Source organism: Glaciecola siphonariae, assembly GCF_042652645.1.
Classification (GTDB): domain Bacteria; phylum Pseudomonadota; class Gammaproteobacteria; order Enterobacterales; family Alteromonadaceae; genus Glaciecola; species Glaciecola siphonariae.
The window spans coordinates 488,855-505,896 of record NZ_JBHSGU010000002.1; the positions used below are offsets into that span (position 1 = coordinate 488,855).

The following is a 17,042-nucleotide window of genomic DNA, read 5'->3' on the forward strand; positions in this document are numbered from 1 at the left end:
AAAGGCGGTAAAACCAGTATATTAAAAATAAAAAGGCCGGCGCTATGACCGGCCTTGTTTACATAGTCGAGACTTAATAGAAAGTAAACTTAGCTTCAATCCCGATAATGCGAGGCTCGTTAACAATACCCGTTAGGTTATTGAAATCGATAGCTCCTTTCACATTGTCTTCATTTGTGATGTTACGACCAAATAAGGCAACGGTGTAGCCATGATAAAAGTTCTCATAGCCTAAGCGTAAACCGCCCTCAACATTATCATCGGTTTGAAATTCAACTGACTCATATAAAAACAAGTTGGTCTCGCCTTGAAATGCCCAATCGGTGTAGGCAAATAATTCGCCATTGTCACCCGCAGGGATGGCATAACGCGCTGTAAAATTGAAGATAGTTTCAGGCGCTTGTGGGAATGGATTGCCGTCCACAGCGGCTAAACCATTAACGACAGGGTCGAGCACGGTGCAGTTTGCGCCACAAGGCGCAACAAGCAAATCGTCATCTTGTAATTCGGTATCGTTCAAGCTAAAACCCGCTGTGATAACAAAATTCTCTGTTACCAAATATTGCGCGTCTACTTCAAAGCCAAATGCTCGGCCTTTGTCGGCATTCAACAAAGAGTTACCGTTATTAGCACCGCCAATGGCTGATAGCTGAATATCATCAACCTCATAAGCGAATACAGCCGCATTTACGCGAAGGGTGTTGTCAATTAAATCAGCTTTGAAACCGGCCTCAATGGAGTTAATTGTTTCGGCATCGGCAACCGAAGGGGCACCTTCAAATGCGATGTCTCGACCCTGAATAGACTGCGCTCTGAAGCCGTTTGCATAACGGGCAAACAATGACACATTGTCGCTTAGACTGTAGTTTGCACTAAGCTCAAAGCTTGTCTGTCCGTCATCTACATTAATTGGATCATACTCTTGTATAGATGCGGCACCTATCACAAGGGCAAAACCGTTGACATTCTGCTCACCCACTTCAAGAGATTTTTCATCGTCGGTATAACGCACACCACCAGTAAGTGTGAGTTTTTCAGTGAGTTCATAGCTTGCTTGGCCAAATACTGCCCAAGTTGTATTGTCGTGAAACACTGTTGTGGCACCAAAGAAACCGTCTGTTGACGTGACGTTAAACGATGAGTCGAAGTAAAATGCACCAACCTGCCACGACAGCGCTTCGTCGGTATCGCTGGCGAAGCGAATTTCTTGCGTAACTTGTTCCAGATCGTCAAGATTGTCTTGGGTTACAGCATCAAACGGAATAAAGCCGGGGCGTGAAGGCGGCGTAAAGTCTGCTGCGCTGCCAAAACCTCCGTCTATATCACCTAAGCTGAAACCTTCGGCCTCTTCATATGCGGTGATTGAAGTAAGGGTGAAATCGCCAAAGTCGTAATCTACTTTAAACGAAGCACCAAAGCCTTCATATTCTTGTGGGTTATTATCGAACCCACTGCCGTTTAAGTTACCGTCGTAGATAACTTCATCACGTTTATAATTTTCGTTTAGGTCGTTCGAGCCTTTGGTAAATACGTTAGCTCTAAATACCGATGCAGTGCCGGTTAGCTCTCTACCGTGAACATTTGCTAAAATGCTCAAATCATCACTGGGGGTATAGAGTAACTGTCCGCGCCACGCTTGCTCACGAAAACCACCGATAGCGTTGCCTTCTTCAGAAGCGATGTTGTCTATGTAATCCTCGCGCGACTGCGATAAGACTGAAATACGCCCAGCCAAATCACCGCCTAAACTGCCACCCACAGCACCCTCTAGATTGAAGGTGTTTAAGCTGCCATACGAGGCTTTTACGTAGGCGTCGAAGTCTTCGCTAGGCTTAACAGAATCAAATTTGATGATGCCTGCTGTTGTGTTGCGCCCAAATAGCGTGCCTTGTGGGCCGCGAAGCACTTCCACTTGCTGAACATCAAACAATGGAAAGCTCTTTAACACCACGTTTTCCATTACCACATCGTCCATTATGATGGATACCGGCTGCGAAGCTGCTAAATCAAAATCGGTATTGCCTAAGCCGCGAATGTAAAAGCGCGGTGCAACCCTGCCGTTAGACGTTTCTGCGTATAAACCCGGAACGCGTACCGCCAGTTCGAGTATATCGCCACCACCTGAAAACAAATTTTCAAACTCTTCACCGCTTAGGGTTGCGATCGAAATAGGGACATCCTGAATACTTTGCGTTCTTTTTTGCGCTGTTACGGTAATGCGCTCAAGGCCGGCTGCCTGTTGAACAGCTTGGTCTTCATCATTTTCAGTTTGTGTTTGTGCCTGAGCGAGCGTAGGTAACGTAAAGGCAACAGCCATCGCTAGCGCTAATGTCGAGTGCTTAAAGGTTTTCATGTGTTGGTTCCGAATATTAAGGAGGAGTGGTTAAAACTGCGACAAGTTTACCAAACAATGCTGATAAAATCCGCTAAAAATCAAAATCTCGATGAAATTTTATTTTGTATTGTGCAGGCGTATAGCCTGTGGTTTTTTTAAACAATTTGGCAAAGGATGCTGCATCCTCATAGCCCACTTCTAAGGCTAAAGACTGAATGTGTTTATGACCGCCTTCAAGCAGGCGCTTTGCTTGCTCAACGCGTATTGTTTGAATGTATTCGATGGGTCGCATATTGACCCACTGCTGAAACTGACGGTTAAGCGTGCGAGAAGTAACATGTACCATCTTCGCTAACTCACTTACCTTTAACGGAAGTTGATAATTATCTTCTATAAATTCCTGTACTTTTACAATTTGCGGCTGTTGATGCTGTTTGAGCTGACGAATGTTGGTAAAAGCGCTTTGATTGGTGCGGTGGGTGTCAATAACATGTGCCTTGGCAACCTGATTGGCTACTTCTCTGCCGCAGTAACGTTCAATTAGCAACAAGCATAAATTATGAAAGGCCACGCCGCCGCCAGCACAATACACATTGTCTGACTGCGTGATCATTTGTTTAATATCTAAATTTACATCGCTAAACATGTTCGCAAACAGTGACGCGTAACCCCAATGCGTGGTGGCTGTGCGGTCATTTAATAAACCTGCCTTGGCGAGTAAAAACGCGCCAGAGCAATTACCTAGCACGTCGCAGCCCGACTGACTGATGCGCACAAGGTGAGGAAGCAAAGCTTGGTTTTGCTCGAGCACCTTATGAATTGACCCCCCAATGGTGGGAATGAGCAGGATATCTGTGCTGTTTATATCTTCGATGGCTTGGTGCGCGTTAAGCGTTAAACGATTTATGCACTCCACTGGACGCTGATTAAGGCTAGCAAGACTCACGGTAAAGCGCGGCTCAGGCGGCAAATGATTAAAACGCTGCCAAGACACGCCAGCAAAGGAAAATATATCCATGGCACCCGTAATTGCCGAGGCCAAAGCGCCGTCAAATCCTACTATGGTGACTTTGTATTTCTTAAAGTACGGCATATATATTCACTAGCAAAATAGTTGTCTTTATTGACCATAAGAATGGCATAAATGACACTAAAAGAAAACCTTCCACAGCGTTAGTATAAAACTATCGCAACCAAGGGCATGCCCGAGTTTTATTAAGTTGAGGAAGTAATGGCAGCAGATACTCTCATTCACGACATGGAACTCCCGTTCCAACTTTATGATGTGCTTAACGCTGAGTCGCTATGTAAGCATGAAAAGTTTGCAGACCACAGCCGCGAAACATTCGACGCGGTATTAGATACCGCGCACAAAATGGCAGCCAAGCTATTTTTACCCCATAACCATATTGCAGATAAGCAAGAGCCCACCTTTGACGGTAAAAAAGTCAGTATGCTGGGCGACGTAAAAGTCGCATTTGATGCCTTTAGAGAGGCTGGGTTTATTGCTGGTCGTTATGCGTTTGAAGATGGCGGTATGCAATTACCTGAGTCAGTAATGACCGCAGTATCCGGTTATTTTATGGCCGCTAATCCCTCTACCACAGCCTATCCGTTTTTAACCTCTGCTGCGATTAATGTAATTAGCCATTTCGCCAGCGATGAACTCAAAGCGCAGTTTATGCCAAAAATGCTTACGGGTGATTTCACAGGCACCATGGCCCTAACTGAGCCGCATGCGGGCAGCTCGCTTGCCGATATTCGCACCACTGCGGTGAAGCAAGACGACGGCACATATCGCATTAAAGGGTCAAAAATTTATATATCGGGAGGCGAGCATGAGCTTTCTGACAACATTGTGCATTTGGTGTTGGCAAAAGTGCCAGGCGGTCCCGCCGGGGTAAAAGGGATTTCTTTGATGGTTGTACCTAAATACCGCTTAGATGAAAACGGTGACCCTAGTGAGCGTAACGATGTTCAGCTTGCAGGTTTACTGCACAAGCTTGGTTATCGCGGCACCACATCAACAGCTTTAACCTTTGGCGAGAACGATGATTGTCATGGCTATTTGGTGGGTGAGGAGCATTTTGGCTTGCGCTATATGTTCATGATGATGAATGAGGCGCGTATTGGCGTAGGTTTTGGTGCCGCGATGATTGGCTATCGTGGGTATCAGTATGCGCTCGATTTCGCTAAAGACCGAACACAGGGTCGAGTCGCACCTAACAATAAACCAGAAGATGCGCCAGCCCCGATTATTTTTCATGGCGACGTGAAGCGCATGCTCTTAGCACAAAAAGCCTACAGCGAGGGCGGCATGGCCTTGTGCTTGTATGGCTCTAATTTGATTGATCGCATTAATACCTGCGCTGATGCCGAAGAAAAACAAGGGCTGCAAGAATTACTAGACCTATTGACGCCGGTGTTAAAAGCATGGCCCTCTGAATTTGGGCCTAAGGCTAATGACTTAGGCATTCAGGTGCTGGGCGGCTCAGGCTACACGCGAGAATATTTGTCAGAACAGTTTTGGCGCGATAACCGCCTTAACCCTATTCATGAAGGAACGAATGGCATTCAGGCGCTTGATTTAACCTTCCGCAAGCTATGGCAGAAAAATGGTCTTGGCTTAAAAATACTGCAAAAAGAAATTCAAAGTCATTTAGGCGCGATTACCACCGGTGAGTCTTCACAAATGGCGAAGAAATTAGGGGGCTATTTAGCGAAGCTGCATGAGCTATTAACACATGTTGCCGGCGCAATACAAAGCGATAAGCAAATAACCCTAAGTGCCAACGCGCAAGCGATGATGAATGCGTTTGCGACCATTGTGGTGAGCTGGATATGGATTCGCCAGGCCAGCGTGGCAGAAAAGCTGCTCGTTGACGCACAGAGTGAGTCGGCCAAAGCTTTCTATTTAGGAAAAGTGCAAGCAGCTAAATATTTTATAGACTGGGAGTTGCCATTAATTGAGCGTGACTTACAACTTTTACACAACAATAACGACGTCTGTGCGCAAATGCAGCCAGACTGGTTTTAAGGAGACTTATTTTGACTACCCACACAAACCTAAACAAACAGTGGAAACTAAAAGCGCGTCCAGTAGGTGAGCCCACCCTAGAAAATTGGGATTATAACGAAGCAGAAGTGCCGAGCATCGGTGACGGTGAATTGTTAGTAAAAGTATTGTACGTATCTTTAGACCCCGCGATGCGCGGCTGGTTAAATGACGCAAAATCGTATATTGAGCCCGTGCAAATAGGCGATGTAATGCGAGCCGGCACCGTTGGTCAGGTCATTGAAAGCAAACACGATGGATTTTCTGAAGGTGACTTTGTAGTGGGTTATGCAGGCGTGCAGCAATATGCAGTGAGCGACGGCAAGGGCCTTCATAAGGTTGACCCAGCCCTAGCACCACTGTCGACCTACCTCGGTGTATTGGGTATGCCTGGCATGACAGGTTACTTTGGTCTGCTTAAGTCTGGCGAGCCAAAAAGCGGTGAAACCGTTGTGGTATCGGGAGCTGCGGGAGCTGTGGGTGGCTTGGTTGGACAAATTGCCAAAATTAAAGGGTGCAGAGTCGTTGGTATTGCCGGTGGTGAAGATAAGTGCAAGTTTCTAATAGATGAGCTTGGCTTTGATGCCGCCATTGATTATAAAAATGAGAACGTTAAAAAAGCACTCAAAGAGGCGTGTCCAAAAGGCGTTGACGTGTTTTTTGACAATGTAGGCGGGCAGATACTCGACGACGTGCTAACACAAATTAATTTCAAAGCGCGGATTGTGATTTGCGGTGCCATTAGTCAATACAACAATACTACGCCGGTAAAAGGCCCATCGAACTATTTATCACTATTGGTTAATAGGGCACGTATGGAGGGTATTGTGGTATTTGACAACGTAAAAGAATATCCCATTGCCATGAAGGAGATTGGTGGGTGGATTCAGTCAGGCCAATTAAAGGTTAAAGAGCATATTGTAGAGGGTATTGAGACCTTCCCAGACACGCTGATGATGCTGTTTAAAGGCGAGAATTTTGGCAAGCTTATTCTGAAAGTGGGGGAACAACAATGAGCTACCCAGCGGCAGATGTAAGCGGTAAAAATATATTAATTACCGGCGGTGCCTCTGGCATTGGCGCTTCTAGTGCAGAACTGTTAGCGCAGCGCGGGGCAAATGTTGTGATTGCTGATTTGGCCGAGCAGGCAGGTAATGAGATAGCACAAAAAGCAAAGGAGCAAGGTTACAACATTAGCTTTCATAAGGTGGATGTAGCCGATGGTGATTCGGTAAAAGCATTGTTTGCTTTTGCAATGAAAACGCTAGGGTCTTTAGATGTGGTGATTAACAATGCCGGTATTGACCATAAGCCTGCTCCTTTGCACGAAGTCAGCGATGACGATTTCGACCGCAATATTGCTGTTAATTTGAAAGGTGTATGGCACTGCATGCGAGCGGCCATCCCTTGTATGGTCGGCAAAGGGGGGCACGTGATAAACGTTGCATCTGTCGCCGGTTTGCGTTCATCGCCTATGATTTCTGCTTACAGCGCAGCAAAGCATGGCGTAATGGGTTTAACCAAATCTGCGGCATTGGAGTACGCAAAAGCCAATATTCGCTTCAACGCCGTTTGCCCTAGCTTTATCGATACGCCGATGGTCCAAAACACCTTGGCTACGCTGGATGAGCGTGGCCAGCAAGCAATCATAAAAGCCAGCCCACTGCGTCGACTAGGCAAGGTAGAAGAAGTCTCTGGCGCAGTCGCCTGGCTATGCAGTAACGAAAGTACTTTTATGAATGGTCATGCATTTACCATTGACGGCGGCATGTTGGCTTAATGTGGCAAATGGGTGAATATGAAAGCGGAGAAATATAGATGAAAGATTTGTTTGATTTAAGCGGTAAAATTGCGGTTGTGACGGGAGCGAGTCGCGGCATTGGTGAGTCTATTGCTCGCTTATTGGCATCAAGAGGCGCTCACGTATTAGTTTCTAGTCGCAAAATTGAGGCTTGCGAAAAAGTGGCTAAAAGTATTCGAGACAACGGCGGGAAGGCTTCTGCTTTTGCTTGCCATGTGGGCGAAATGTCGCAGATCACAGCCTTGTTTGAGCATGTTAAGAGTGAATTTGGCAAGATAGATATCTTGGTAAACAACGCTGCCGCCAATCCTTATTTTGGCCACATTCTCGACACCGATTTAGCTGCTTACAGTAAAACCGTTGACGTAAACGTAAGAGGTTACTTCTTCATGTCTATTGAAGCAGGCAAAATGATGCGAGAGCAGGGCAGTGGCGTGATTTTAAATACAGCGTCGGTAAATGGTGTAACCCCAGGTGACATGCAAGGCATCTACAGTATTACAAAAGCCGCAGTTATTAGTATGACCAAGGCTTTCGCCAAAGAGTGTGGTAAGCACAACATTAGGGTGAACGCCTTACTACCGGGCTTAACCGACACCAAGTTTGCCTCTGCACTAACAACGAATGACAGCATCTTAAAAACAGCGCTTAAAGTCATTCCGCTTGGACGTGTCGCTGACCCCGATGAAATGGCCGGCACCGTGTTATACCTAGTATCTGAGGCCTCTAGTTACACAACCGGCGCATGCGTCATCGTAGACGGCGGCATGCTGGCTTAAGTGCTAAGAGTCGTCATCGTGGTATTCACCACGATGACGATACTCATCGGTAGGCACCGCAAAAATGTACCAAAAATTTTAAATAAGGAATTTGGTGTGAGGGTAGTGTATCGTTAGTAAAGGCTCAAGGGCTTGGGCTTGTTTAACCATTCACTTTAATAATTATAAGAGTTTAACCATGAATAAATTACTGCTCATCATACTAGCAATTCTATTGCCCCCAATCGCTGTGTTTTTGAAGGCCGGCGCAGGTAAACATCTCATCATTAACATCATTTTGTGTTTGTTCTTTTACGTGCCTGGCATCATACATTCTTTATACGTTGTTACCCGATAACGAAATAGGTTTAGTATAGAACAGGATGTCATAGAACAGGACGTTACAGAACAAAATATCAGGCGCTTTAGATTGCTGAATTATGCTTTTATCATTCAACAACATGAAGCGCCTGGTGTAGCTATGGCTTATTTGATGTTTATGCTTTTAAGGTGTCAGCGATGGCTTTGGCCAGCACCTCAACGTTAGCTAAACTAATGCCCGCGATATTTACGCGGCTAGAATCCACAAAATAAACGCTGTGCTCTTGTCGTAAATGCTGAACCTGCTCTGGGGCGATACACAAAAATGAGAACATGCCTTTTTGTTGGTTTACAAAGCTAAAGTCTTTATCTACGCCCTGATTCACCAAATTGTCTACCAGCAGCTTGCGCAGCGTTATCATGCGGTCGCGCATTTCTGCTACTTCGGTTTGCCAAACATTTCGAAGTGCTTCGTCTGCCAAAATGATGTCAACTAATGCGCCACCATAAGAGGGGGGCATAGAATAAATACCGCGCGCTACTGATTGGATTTGCGATTGCGCAATACTCGCGGTCTTTTCATCTTTTGTAAGAATTGCCGCTAAGCCAACCCGCTCTCGATAAAGTCCAAAGTTTTTGCTGCACGAGGCAGCCACAACGAGCTCATCTACGCTTTCGGCAAGCAGGCGCAAACCGTATGCGTCTTCTTCAAGACCGTCACCAAAACCTTGATAGGCAACATCAACAAAGGGTAAAAAGCCATTTTTAACAGCAAGAGCGGCTAAGGCATCCCATTGTTCGTTAGTTAAGTCTGCGCCAGTAGGGTTATGACAGCATCCATGGAGCAATACCACGTCACCTTTTTTAACGCCCTTTAGGCAATCCATCATTTCATCAAACTTGATAGAGGCGCTATCTTTGTCAAAATACGGATATGTTTTGAGTGTTAAGCCTGCATCGCCTAAAAGTGGCATGTGGTTGGCCCACGTGGGGTCGCTTACCCACACAACGGTGTCTTTATTTACGCGCACTAATAACTCAGCAAGGATGCGCAAAGCACCACAACCACCAGGCGCCTGTACTGCAGCCACGCGCTTATCTTTGAGAACCGAGCTGCCTTCACCTAGTAGCAGGTTTAACATGCCGTCTATATAGCCTTGATGCCCTTGAGGCGTAATGTATACCTTGGAGCTTTCACGCTCTTGCAATACCGCTTGAGCTTGGCTTACCGCCTTTAAAATGGGTGTGTTGCCATGTTCATCTTTATAAACGCCTACACCTAAGTCGATTTTTTTAGGATTGTTATCCAATTTAAATGCTGCTGAAAGTCCTAGAATGGGATCGGGAGAGAGTGCAGGTAAGGTTTCGAACACGAGCGGGTTTCCTCATATGGTTTTGCAAGTTGATAAGAAAGCTGCCATTGCTTACAGCTAGAAGGCCACATTATGCCTGAATTTACTCAGATTTCGAGCGATTGTTTAGTGATATTTTATCAATTCACAACGCACTTATTTTTCACTCATGTCTTGTAACTTAAACAAATAAGTTTGCTGGTCGATGAGTTCGGCGCGAGGGTTAAAACTGCGCTCCTGCCAAAATACTTGTTTATAGCTATCGAGCAATAACACTGTGCTGGAGCGCGTGCCGTAATCGGGTGATTCAATGAATATTGAAGACAGTTTGCGCTCCCATTCAATCGGCACGCCGGTTTGCGGAAGAACCTCGTCATCAGCCTTGGTGCTATTGCCCAACAAATCAAATAAATGTTCTATGTTAAGTTCACCTGGTTGCTGACAGTATTTTGCTAACTCACTGCGTCCCAAATCAAGCTTGGGCCATGGAGAGTTCAAGTTAGCATTAGACAGACCGTACACGCCTTTGCTCAAACTATATACCGAATCTTCAAAGTTATTGTAAACCTGTAAGTTGTCCAGCGACCCAAACAGTAAATTATATCCGTTGTACTGCTGGGCAGTTTTCGACAAACGATGAAGATAAGCGTCGCCAGTAAAGTCTTGGGTTAAAAAATCCATGACTAATTCACCGCGACTTACGGCATCGCTGCGTTCTTTACCCGGCGCTCTTATGTTGGTCAGGGCTGCTAATCTACCGTGTTTAGACACGCCCATCCAGCTGCCACCCGCCTGCATGTCTTTACCAGCAAGCACATGAGAATGTTCTGGCCAAAATTGAGATGGCAGAGTGTTTCGTGCATGAAACTCGTCACGATTAGCCGCAACAATTAGCGGAAAGTTTGGGTGCTGCTGAACAGCGATAAATAAAATACACATGAATAAGAATACGGCGATTAGCGATAGATAAGGCTTTCTATATACAATAGAGAGTAGTTTCGCTAACATCAAACAAATTATGAATTTTCCTTATTCAGCCCAATCGTTTAACACCAAAACCAGTATAAGTGCCTAATACCGTGAATAAACCCTCCGACCGTTCAAACAACACCCAGCTAGTGCATGCTGACCGCTTAATTAACCGACCACAAAATGGTGCTGTGCACGAACCTACTAATAATTCGGTGCTATTTGAGTTTGAGGACGTGGCCGACCTTGAGGCGGTTTTTCAAGGCAAGCAGGCAGGGCATGTTTATTCTAGAAGTTCATCTGGTTCGGCGGTGGCATTGCAAAACATGCTCAATCATATAGAGGGTGGAGTAGGCGCAGTTGTGTTTGCCACCGGTATGGCCGCTATCAGCAGTAGCTTGTTTTCGTTACTAAAAGCGGGAGACCATATTATTGTGAGCCAGTATTTGTTTGGCAATACCCTGAGTTTTTTCAAAACACTGGCAAATTTCGCAATTGAGGTAAGCTACATAGACGTGACCGATGTAGACAAAGTAGCCGGTGCATGTAAAGCCAATACCAAAATGGTGTTTTGCGAATCTATTGCCAATCCTGGTACTCAAATAAGCGATCTTGATGGCATAAGTGCGCTCTGTAGGGAGCAAAACATTGTGTTTGCCATTGATAATACAATGACCCCCGCACCGATGCTCGATGCAAAAGCTATTGGTGCATCCTTAGTGTTGACCTCATTAACAAAATACATTGGTGGACATGGCAACGTGCTGGGCGGTGTTGTAGTTGATTTAGGTAATTTTGATTGGCAGTCTTTTGAGAATATATCAGATACTTATAAGGTGGCGGACCCTCAGCAATGGGGACTTACTCAAATTCGCAAACGTGGTTTGCGTGATATGGGGGCAACGCTCGCGCCAAGTGCTGCTCATCAGGTTGCGGTGGGGCTAGAAACCTTGAACATGCGCATGCAAAAAACCTGTGAAAACGCGCTGTGCCTAGCTGAATTTTTTGAGAAGCACGATGCCATTACCAAAGTGTTTTACCCCGGCCTACAAGCCCACCCACAGCATGAGCGCGCTTCTCATTTATTTAATCGTCGTTTTGGCGGGATCCTAAGTATTGAACTTGCCGAACATATTGATGTGCGCCACTTCTTAAATGCCTTAAACCTCGTAATTTGTGCCACGCATCTTGGCGATACACGCACTCTAGCTTTACCTGTCGCGACCACCATTTTTCATGAAAATGGCGCGCAGCAGAGAAGCGCTATGGGTATCGCCGATGGTTTAATTCGATTAAGTATAGGGATTGAAGAAACTAAGGACCTTATTGACGACATCACTCAGGCTCTTGATGCAGTACGCCCATAGTCTAAAAAAAACAAGCACCCAAGCCGGTGAAAAGTCTGTGTTGTATAAATATACCTAATTCGTGCTCGTCATATTAATACCCTGTGTTCGGCACACAGGCCACTGCTTTAACATCAGGATAAAATCTTTCTAATTTTTAGAATGAATTAGGCCAATTAATTCGCTATTTATCAATAATATTGTTGTATATGCTGTATCCATGCTTAAAAAAGGATAGATAAACAATGACACATGTATTAGTAATTAACAGTTCTCTTCAAGGTAAACAAGGCAATAGCGCAAAGGCAGCAGAGCTTTATGTTGCTTCACTACAGGCCCAGCAATCGATTGAGCTTAGCGAAATAGACTTAAATGAGATTAATTTGCCTCATTTGACTGCGTCAGAGATGCAGGCGTGGTCAACTCCGGTTGAATCACGTACTGATGAGCAAAAGCAGTTAGCGTCGTTCACCGAGAGCTTTATTGAACAAATTCAGCGCGCAGACCACATCGTGTTTGCAATTCCGATGTACAATTTTGGTATCCCTTCAACGCTCAAGGCGTTTTTCGACCGCATAGCAAGAGCGGGTATTACCTTTTCATATACTGAAAATGGACCAGAGGGTCTAATTACGGGTAAACAAGTCACCGTGCTTGCGGCTCGTGGTGGAAAATATCAAGGCACACCCATGGATACGCAAACTGAATATGTAAAAAACTTTTTGGCGTTTTTAGGCATGAAAGAAGTAAATTTCTTTTACATTGAAGGGCTTGCGATGGGAGAGGAGTCTGCCACCTCAGCATGGGATAAATTTTCTGAGGAAATAAGTGAACCAAAAGCATCGTCAAAAGACTAATAATATAACTACTGATTGGTGAGTCTTTACCGATTGATAGTGTGTTCCTAGTTGAGTGTGTTAAGAGCCCTGCAATCGCAGGGCTTTTTTTTACCTTTACATTGCTACCTTCACACCAATGCCTTCACATGAATAAGTAATTATTCGCCGCTGGCATTTAGTGCACTTGTTAAGTCTTTGATAAAGTCTTCGTCATCAGGCTTGGTGCGCGACCCATAGTGCGCAACAACTTTGCCGTTTTTATCCATCAAGTATTTATTAAAATTCCACTTTGGTGATTTACCTGTCTCTTCTGCAAGTTTAGCGTAAAGCGGATCGGCGTTATCGCCTCTCACAGAAATTGGCTCAAACATAGGGAAATTAACACCATAGGTCAGCTCACATACCTCAGCGGTCTTGCTTTCATCTGCATATTCTTGAGCAAAATCATTAGATGGAAAGCCAAGTACCACAAAGCCGTCGTCTTTGTAGTTGGTATATAGTGCTTCTAGGCCCTCAAACTGCGGAGTAAAACCGCATTTACTCGCGGTGTTAACAAACAACACTGCTTTGCCGCTGTAGGCCTCGCATAAATTTACCACTTCTTGTGAGTTAAGTTTGCGCTTCATGTGTTTAAGCACGTCTGGGCAATCGTTGGCTGAAGCACTCATCGCCGCTATTAACAATGCAGCACCGCTAATTAATTTTTTCATTTTTATTTATCCTTACTCTCAAAGAGTAATAATTAAGGCGCAAAAGATGCAGACCATATGCACATTTGCGTCGTATCTAGTTGTCTATCAGGCGTCTATTAATAATGCCAGTGATTTTATTTAGATCACAAGCGTGTAAACTAGCAGGTGCCAAAGACTAAATCATTTATCTTCTTCTTAGTTGGCTTTTAAAGTGATTAAACCAAGTGAAGAATATAGATGCTAGTATGTCCCAGAAATCGACACTTACAATAACAAGATGAAAGGCTTATGAAAACGACAAAACTAAGCGCCATAGTGCTCGCAATAGCACTGGCAAGCGGATGCACCGCAACACAATCTAACTCAGATAGCGCTGCGCCGCGCAATACAGCAAGCACATCCAGTAATTTCCCGACTGCCACTGTTACTCAAGAGAAAAACGTAGCGCTAGTTACGAGTGCAAATAGTGGCGAGCAGGCAAGCCTTACGCTGGAACAAATAATGGCTGACCCAGACTGGTTAGGGCGCCAGCCTGAGCGGGTTGCCTTTGCGCCCGGTTCGAACGCCATCGTTTACCGACAAAAACAAGAAGGCTCGATTTTGCGAGATGTTTTTGTAACGCAAGCAGATGCTGCTAGTGGTGAAGGCAATGGAACAAAAGTGCCTTTAAGCCAATTGCATGAAATGACCTATTCACAATACATTGATGATATTGATTACGATTTTGTAGCATGGATTTACGAGGGCGATGTTTTTGCGAAAAAACGCGGGCAGCAAAACTCCATCCAACTTACCCGAGATAGCGCACAAGCTAGAAACCTGTCGTACTACAAAAATGATGGTGTGTCGTTTCAAGTCGGCAACAGTTTTTACAGCATTAGCGCCAATGGTGACAACTACCAGCAGATCATGGAATGGGATTTTAGCGAAGCGCCTCAAGCCGTTAAACCGGCTGCTGACTATTTGGCTCAAGAGCAACTAAAACTCATTGAATATGTCAATGTAGATCGCAAAAACCGACAAGATAGGGAGGCATTGGCTCACGCAATTAAGCGTGAAAATGATGCTGTAATGTCTGCGCAGTTTTACTTCGACAAAGAACACACCAACGTCACGGCAAGTTTATCGCCGAATGGAAAGTACGCTATCGTAGTGACCCGAGAAAATAGGGCTACCCGTGACGACAGCGATATTATGCCAGACTACATTGAAGAGAGCGGGCGTATTGTTGCCAAGCCGGTGCGCCAGCGAGTAGCCGACGCGAAACCTATCAGTCACGATATTTATTTGCTCGATATTGAGGCCAATACGCAACGTAAAATTAGCTATGTGAATTTGCCGGGCTACAACGAAGACGTGCTGGAGGCTGAAAAGCGAGAAAATGCCGAGGCAAGAGGAGAGAAATATGTCGCAAACCGTTTGCCACGCGACATAGGTTTGTTGTTTGGCGGTTACGCCACCGAAGCACCCATTGCATGGCATGAAGACGGACAGGTAGCGGCTTTGATGCTTGAAGCGTGGGACAACAAAGACAGGTGGATTGTTACGCTAGATGCTGCAAACGATACATCATTTGAGACGCAACACCGGATGCATGACGACGCATGGGTAAACTATCGCTTTAATCAATTTGGTTGGATTGAAGATAGTAAGGCGCTGTACTTGCTGTCGGAAGAATCAGGTTATTCTCATCTTTACGTTAAGCCAATCGATGGCAAGTTGAAGCAAATTACCTCAGGTAATTATGTTGTGGATACAGTAAAAGTGTCGAAAGATGGAACGCACGCCTACTACAAAGCCAATAAAAAACACCCCGGAATATTTGAAGTATACCAAACTGAACTTGCAACGGGCGATACGCAGGCTCTGACTGACTTAAATGGCATGACCGATTTTGTATTAAGTCCTGACGAGTCACTATTGGTGCTCACGCACAGCAAACTTACCATGCCGCCTGAGTTGTATGTTAAGTCCGTTGATTCTGATACTGAGGCGGCGCGATTAACTAATACGATTAGCGATGCGTTTTTATCCATAGACTGGAAGGCACCCTCTATTGTTGCGGTGCCCTCAAGCCATACAGAGCAACCCATTTACTCAAGGGTTTATTTACCTGAAAATCTAAATGCGCAAAAGCGCCGCGCAGTTGTGTTTAATCATGGCGCGGGATATCTACAAAACGCACATTTAGGCTGGTCTGCTTATTTTAGAGAGTTCATGTTTCATAACCTGCTTATTTCACAGGGCTATGTTGTTCTAGATATGGACTTTCGTGCGTCTGCTGGTTATGGGCGAGATTGGCGCACTGCCATTTACCGTCAAATGGGGACACCAGAAGTGCAAGACCTCAAAGATGGCGTAAATTGGCTGGTAGACAATGCGAATGTCGACAGAAACCGTATTGGCACCTACGGTGGGTCTTACGGAGGCTTTTTAACCTTTATGGCCTTGTTTAACGAGCCAGATTTGTTTCAAGCAGGCGCTGCTCTGCGTCCGGTATCAGACTGGGCCCATTACAATTTGCCTTACACATCAAACATTCTCAACACGCCCGACGTTGACCCGCTTGCGTATGAGCGAAGCTCGCCCATTTATTTTGCAGAAGGGCTTAACAAACCCTTGTTGATGAATGCGCCGATGGTTGACGATAACGTGTTTTTTGTTGATGTGGTGCGTTTAGTACAGCGTTTAATTGAGCTAGAAAAAGAAGATTTTGAAACGGCAATTTATCCGGTAGAACCCCACGGTTTTGTTCAGCCGAGTTCATGGTTAGACGAATACCGCCGCATTCATAAGCTGTTTGAAACACACCTGTAGCCCTTCATAAAATAAGTTGCTACTACAGGCGCTATGCACAATAAGCTAGCGCCTTTTTTGTGTCTTGTGTTTCACCAAGTTGATGGTTAATACTATCACTGCGCAAAAAACGCCCAGAACTGCTCCCCATAAGTGCGCGTCGATGGCCACGTTCGCGCCAATGAGGTCAGCGGTGTCCTGCGTCGAGCCACCTAACTGCTCATAGCTTAGTTTGAAGCAGCCTAGGCCAATAAGCACAAAGGTTGATAAGCGTTTATGCTTTAATTCGAGCGCGACGGCAAAAGCAAACAGACCGTGCAAAGTGCCAGAGAGCCCGGCATACCATAGGATGTCGCTAAGACCATTGGTAATGATTAGTAGAACAGACAAACCTGCCGTGCATATCGCGACGGTAAAGAGCGTGTAGCGCCAGCTTAACTGCTCAATGAACAATAGCCATATTAGGGCAAGCCCAACAAGATTAAGTCCTAGGTGCCATAGGTTGGTGTGAGTAAAGTGAGCCGTAATCAGTCGCCATAACTGCCACTTAGATATACCGGCGTCAGATAGTACAAAGTAAGCTTGAATATGCGCAGGCAGCAATGCTACCGCGATGCACAATAAACCAATACATATAGCAAGGACAGATGAAGGTACAAGCATTTTACGCGGCGCACCAGCAAGCTCAGGTGGCGCGTTCTTATTCATGTATCATTTCCTTTGTGCGCAAACTATCACCTGATTAAATATGCCCTGTGGTTTATAAATCTTGAGCTTA

The 17,042-nt window shown here is 45.3% G+C and carries 14 protein-coding genes; 8 read left to right on the top strand and 6 right to left on the bottom strand.

The window, feature by feature from the left end:
* Positions 1 to 73 precede the first annotated feature (73 nt).
* Together ACFO4O_RS03575 and ACFO4O_RS03580 are read right to left on the bottom strand one after the other, a co-directional pair.
* Positions 74 to 2,353 (bottom strand): TonB-dependent receptor, encoded by a 2,280-nt coding sequence (locus tag ACFO4O_RS03575; protein ID WP_382405990.1) that lies wholly within the window; start codon positions 2,351 to 2,353, stop codon positions 74 to 76.
* Positions 2,354 to 2,426: 73 nt separating this feature from the next.
* The gene (locus tag ACFO4O_RS03580) at positions 2,427 to 3,428 is read right to left on the bottom strand and encodes a GlxA family transcriptional regulator (RefSeq protein WP_382405991.1); all 1,002 of its coding nucleotides are present in this window, start codon (positions 3,426 to 3,428) and stop codon (positions 2,427 to 2,429) included.
* 138 nt (positions 3,429 to 3,566) lie between these two features.
* Between ACFO4O_RS03580 and ACFO4O_RS03585 the strand changes: the two genes are divergently transcribed.
* The 5 genes from ACFO4O_RS03585 to ACFO4O_RS03605 all read left to right on the top strand — a co-directional run bounded on the left by ACFO4O_RS03585 (position 3,567) and on the right by ACFO4O_RS03605 (position 8,307).
* The gene (locus tag ACFO4O_RS03585) at positions 3,567 to 5,372 is read left to right on the top strand and encodes an acyl-CoA dehydrogenase (protein ID WP_382405992.1); all 1,806 of its coding nucleotides are present in this window, start codon (positions 3,567 to 3,569) and stop codon (positions 5,370 to 5,372) included.
* An 11-nt stretch (positions 5,373 to 5,383) separates the two neighbouring features.
* Complete coding sequence (locus tag ACFO4O_RS03590; protein ID WP_382405993.1) at positions 5,384 to 6,406, top strand: NADP-dependent oxidoreductase; 1,023 nt, start codon at positions 5,384 to 5,386, stop codon at positions 6,404 to 6,406.
* Positions 6,403 to 7,170 carry an SDR family NAD(P)-dependent oxidoreductase gene (locus tag ACFO4O_RS03595; protein WP_382405994.1) on the top strand — a complete coding sequence of 256 codons (768 nt, stop codon included), beginning with the start codon at positions 6,403 to 6,405 and terminating at the stop codon, positions 7,168 to 7,170. The genes ACFO4O_RS03590 and ACFO4O_RS03595 overlap by 4 nt, the downstream gene beginning before the upstream one ends.
* A 38-nt stretch (positions 7,171 to 7,208) precedes the next feature.
* Positions 7,209 to 7,970 carry an SDR family oxidoreductase gene (locus ACFO4O_RS03600; RefSeq protein WP_382405995.1) on the top strand — a complete coding sequence of 254 codons (762 nt, stop codon included), beginning with the start codon at positions 7,209 to 7,211 and terminating at the stop codon, positions 7,968 to 7,970.
* A gap of 178 nt (positions 7,971 to 8,148) precedes the next feature.
* The gene (locus ACFO4O_RS03605) at positions 8,149 to 8,307 is read left to right on the top strand and encodes a YqaE/Pmp3 family membrane protein (protein ID WP_382405996.1); all 159 of its coding nucleotides are present in this window, start codon (positions 8,149 to 8,151) and stop codon (positions 8,305 to 8,307) included.
* A gap of 139 nt (positions 8,308 to 8,446) precedes the next feature.
* On the opposite strand, the gene ACFO4O_RS03610 is transcribed toward ACFO4O_RS03605, so the two are convergent.
* Both ACFO4O_RS03610 and ACFO4O_RS03615 read right to left on the bottom strand, forming a co-directional pair.
* Positions 8,447 to 9,643, bottom strand: coding sequence for an amino acid aminotransferase (locus tag ACFO4O_RS03610; RefSeq protein ID WP_382405997.1), 1,197 nt, complete (start codon positions 9,641 to 9,643; stop codon positions 8,447 to 8,449).
* A 135-nt stretch (positions 9,644 to 9,778) separates the two neighbouring features.
* Complete coding sequence (locus tag ACFO4O_RS03615) at positions 9,779 to 10,561, bottom strand: NRDE family protein (RefSeq protein WP_382408218.1); 783 nt, start codon at positions 10,559 to 10,561, stop codon at positions 9,779 to 9,781.
* 140 nt (positions 10,562 to 10,701) lie between these two features.
* On the opposite strand from ACFO4O_RS03615, the gene ACFO4O_RS03620 reads away from it, so the two are divergent.
* The gene (locus tag ACFO4O_RS03620; RefSeq protein ID WP_382405998.1) at positions 10,702 to 11,958 is read left to right on the top strand and encodes a cystathionine gamma-synthase family protein; all 1,257 of its coding nucleotides are present in this window, start codon (positions 10,702 to 10,704) and stop codon (positions 11,956 to 11,958) included.
* Between the two features lie 224 nt (positions 11,959 to 12,182).
* A complete protein-coding gene (locus ACFO4O_RS03625; RefSeq protein ID WP_382405999.1) occupies positions 12,183 to 12,794 on the top strand; it encodes an FMN-dependent NADH-azoreductase in 612 nt (203 codons plus the stop codon).
* A gap of 140 nt (positions 12,795 to 12,934) precedes the next feature.
* Here the strand turns inward: ACFO4O_RS03625 and ACFO4O_RS03630 are convergent, their stop codons facing one another.
* Positions 12,935 to 13,486: a glutathione peroxidase gene (locus tag ACFO4O_RS03630; RefSeq protein ID WP_382406000.1), complete on the bottom strand. Its 552-nt coding sequence runs from the start codon at positions 13,484 to 13,486 to the stop codon at positions 12,935 to 12,937.
* Positions 13,487 to 13,756: 270 nt separating this feature from the next.
* On the opposite strand from ACFO4O_RS03630, the gene ACFO4O_RS03635 reads away from it, so the two are divergent.
* Complete coding sequence (locus tag ACFO4O_RS03635) at positions 13,757 to 16,285, top strand: S9 family peptidase (protein ID WP_382406001.1); 2,529 nt, start codon at positions 13,757 to 13,759, stop codon at positions 16,283 to 16,285.
* Between the two features lie 45 nt (positions 16,286 to 16,330).
* Here ACFO4O_RS03635 and rrtA read toward each other — a convergent pair whose 3' ends face one another.
* A complete protein-coding gene (rrtA, locus tag ACFO4O_RS03640; RefSeq protein WP_382406002.1) occupies positions 16,331 to 16,972 on the bottom strand; it encodes a rhombosortase in 642 nt (213 codons plus the stop codon).
* Positions 16,973 to 17,042 lie beyond the last annotated feature (70 nt).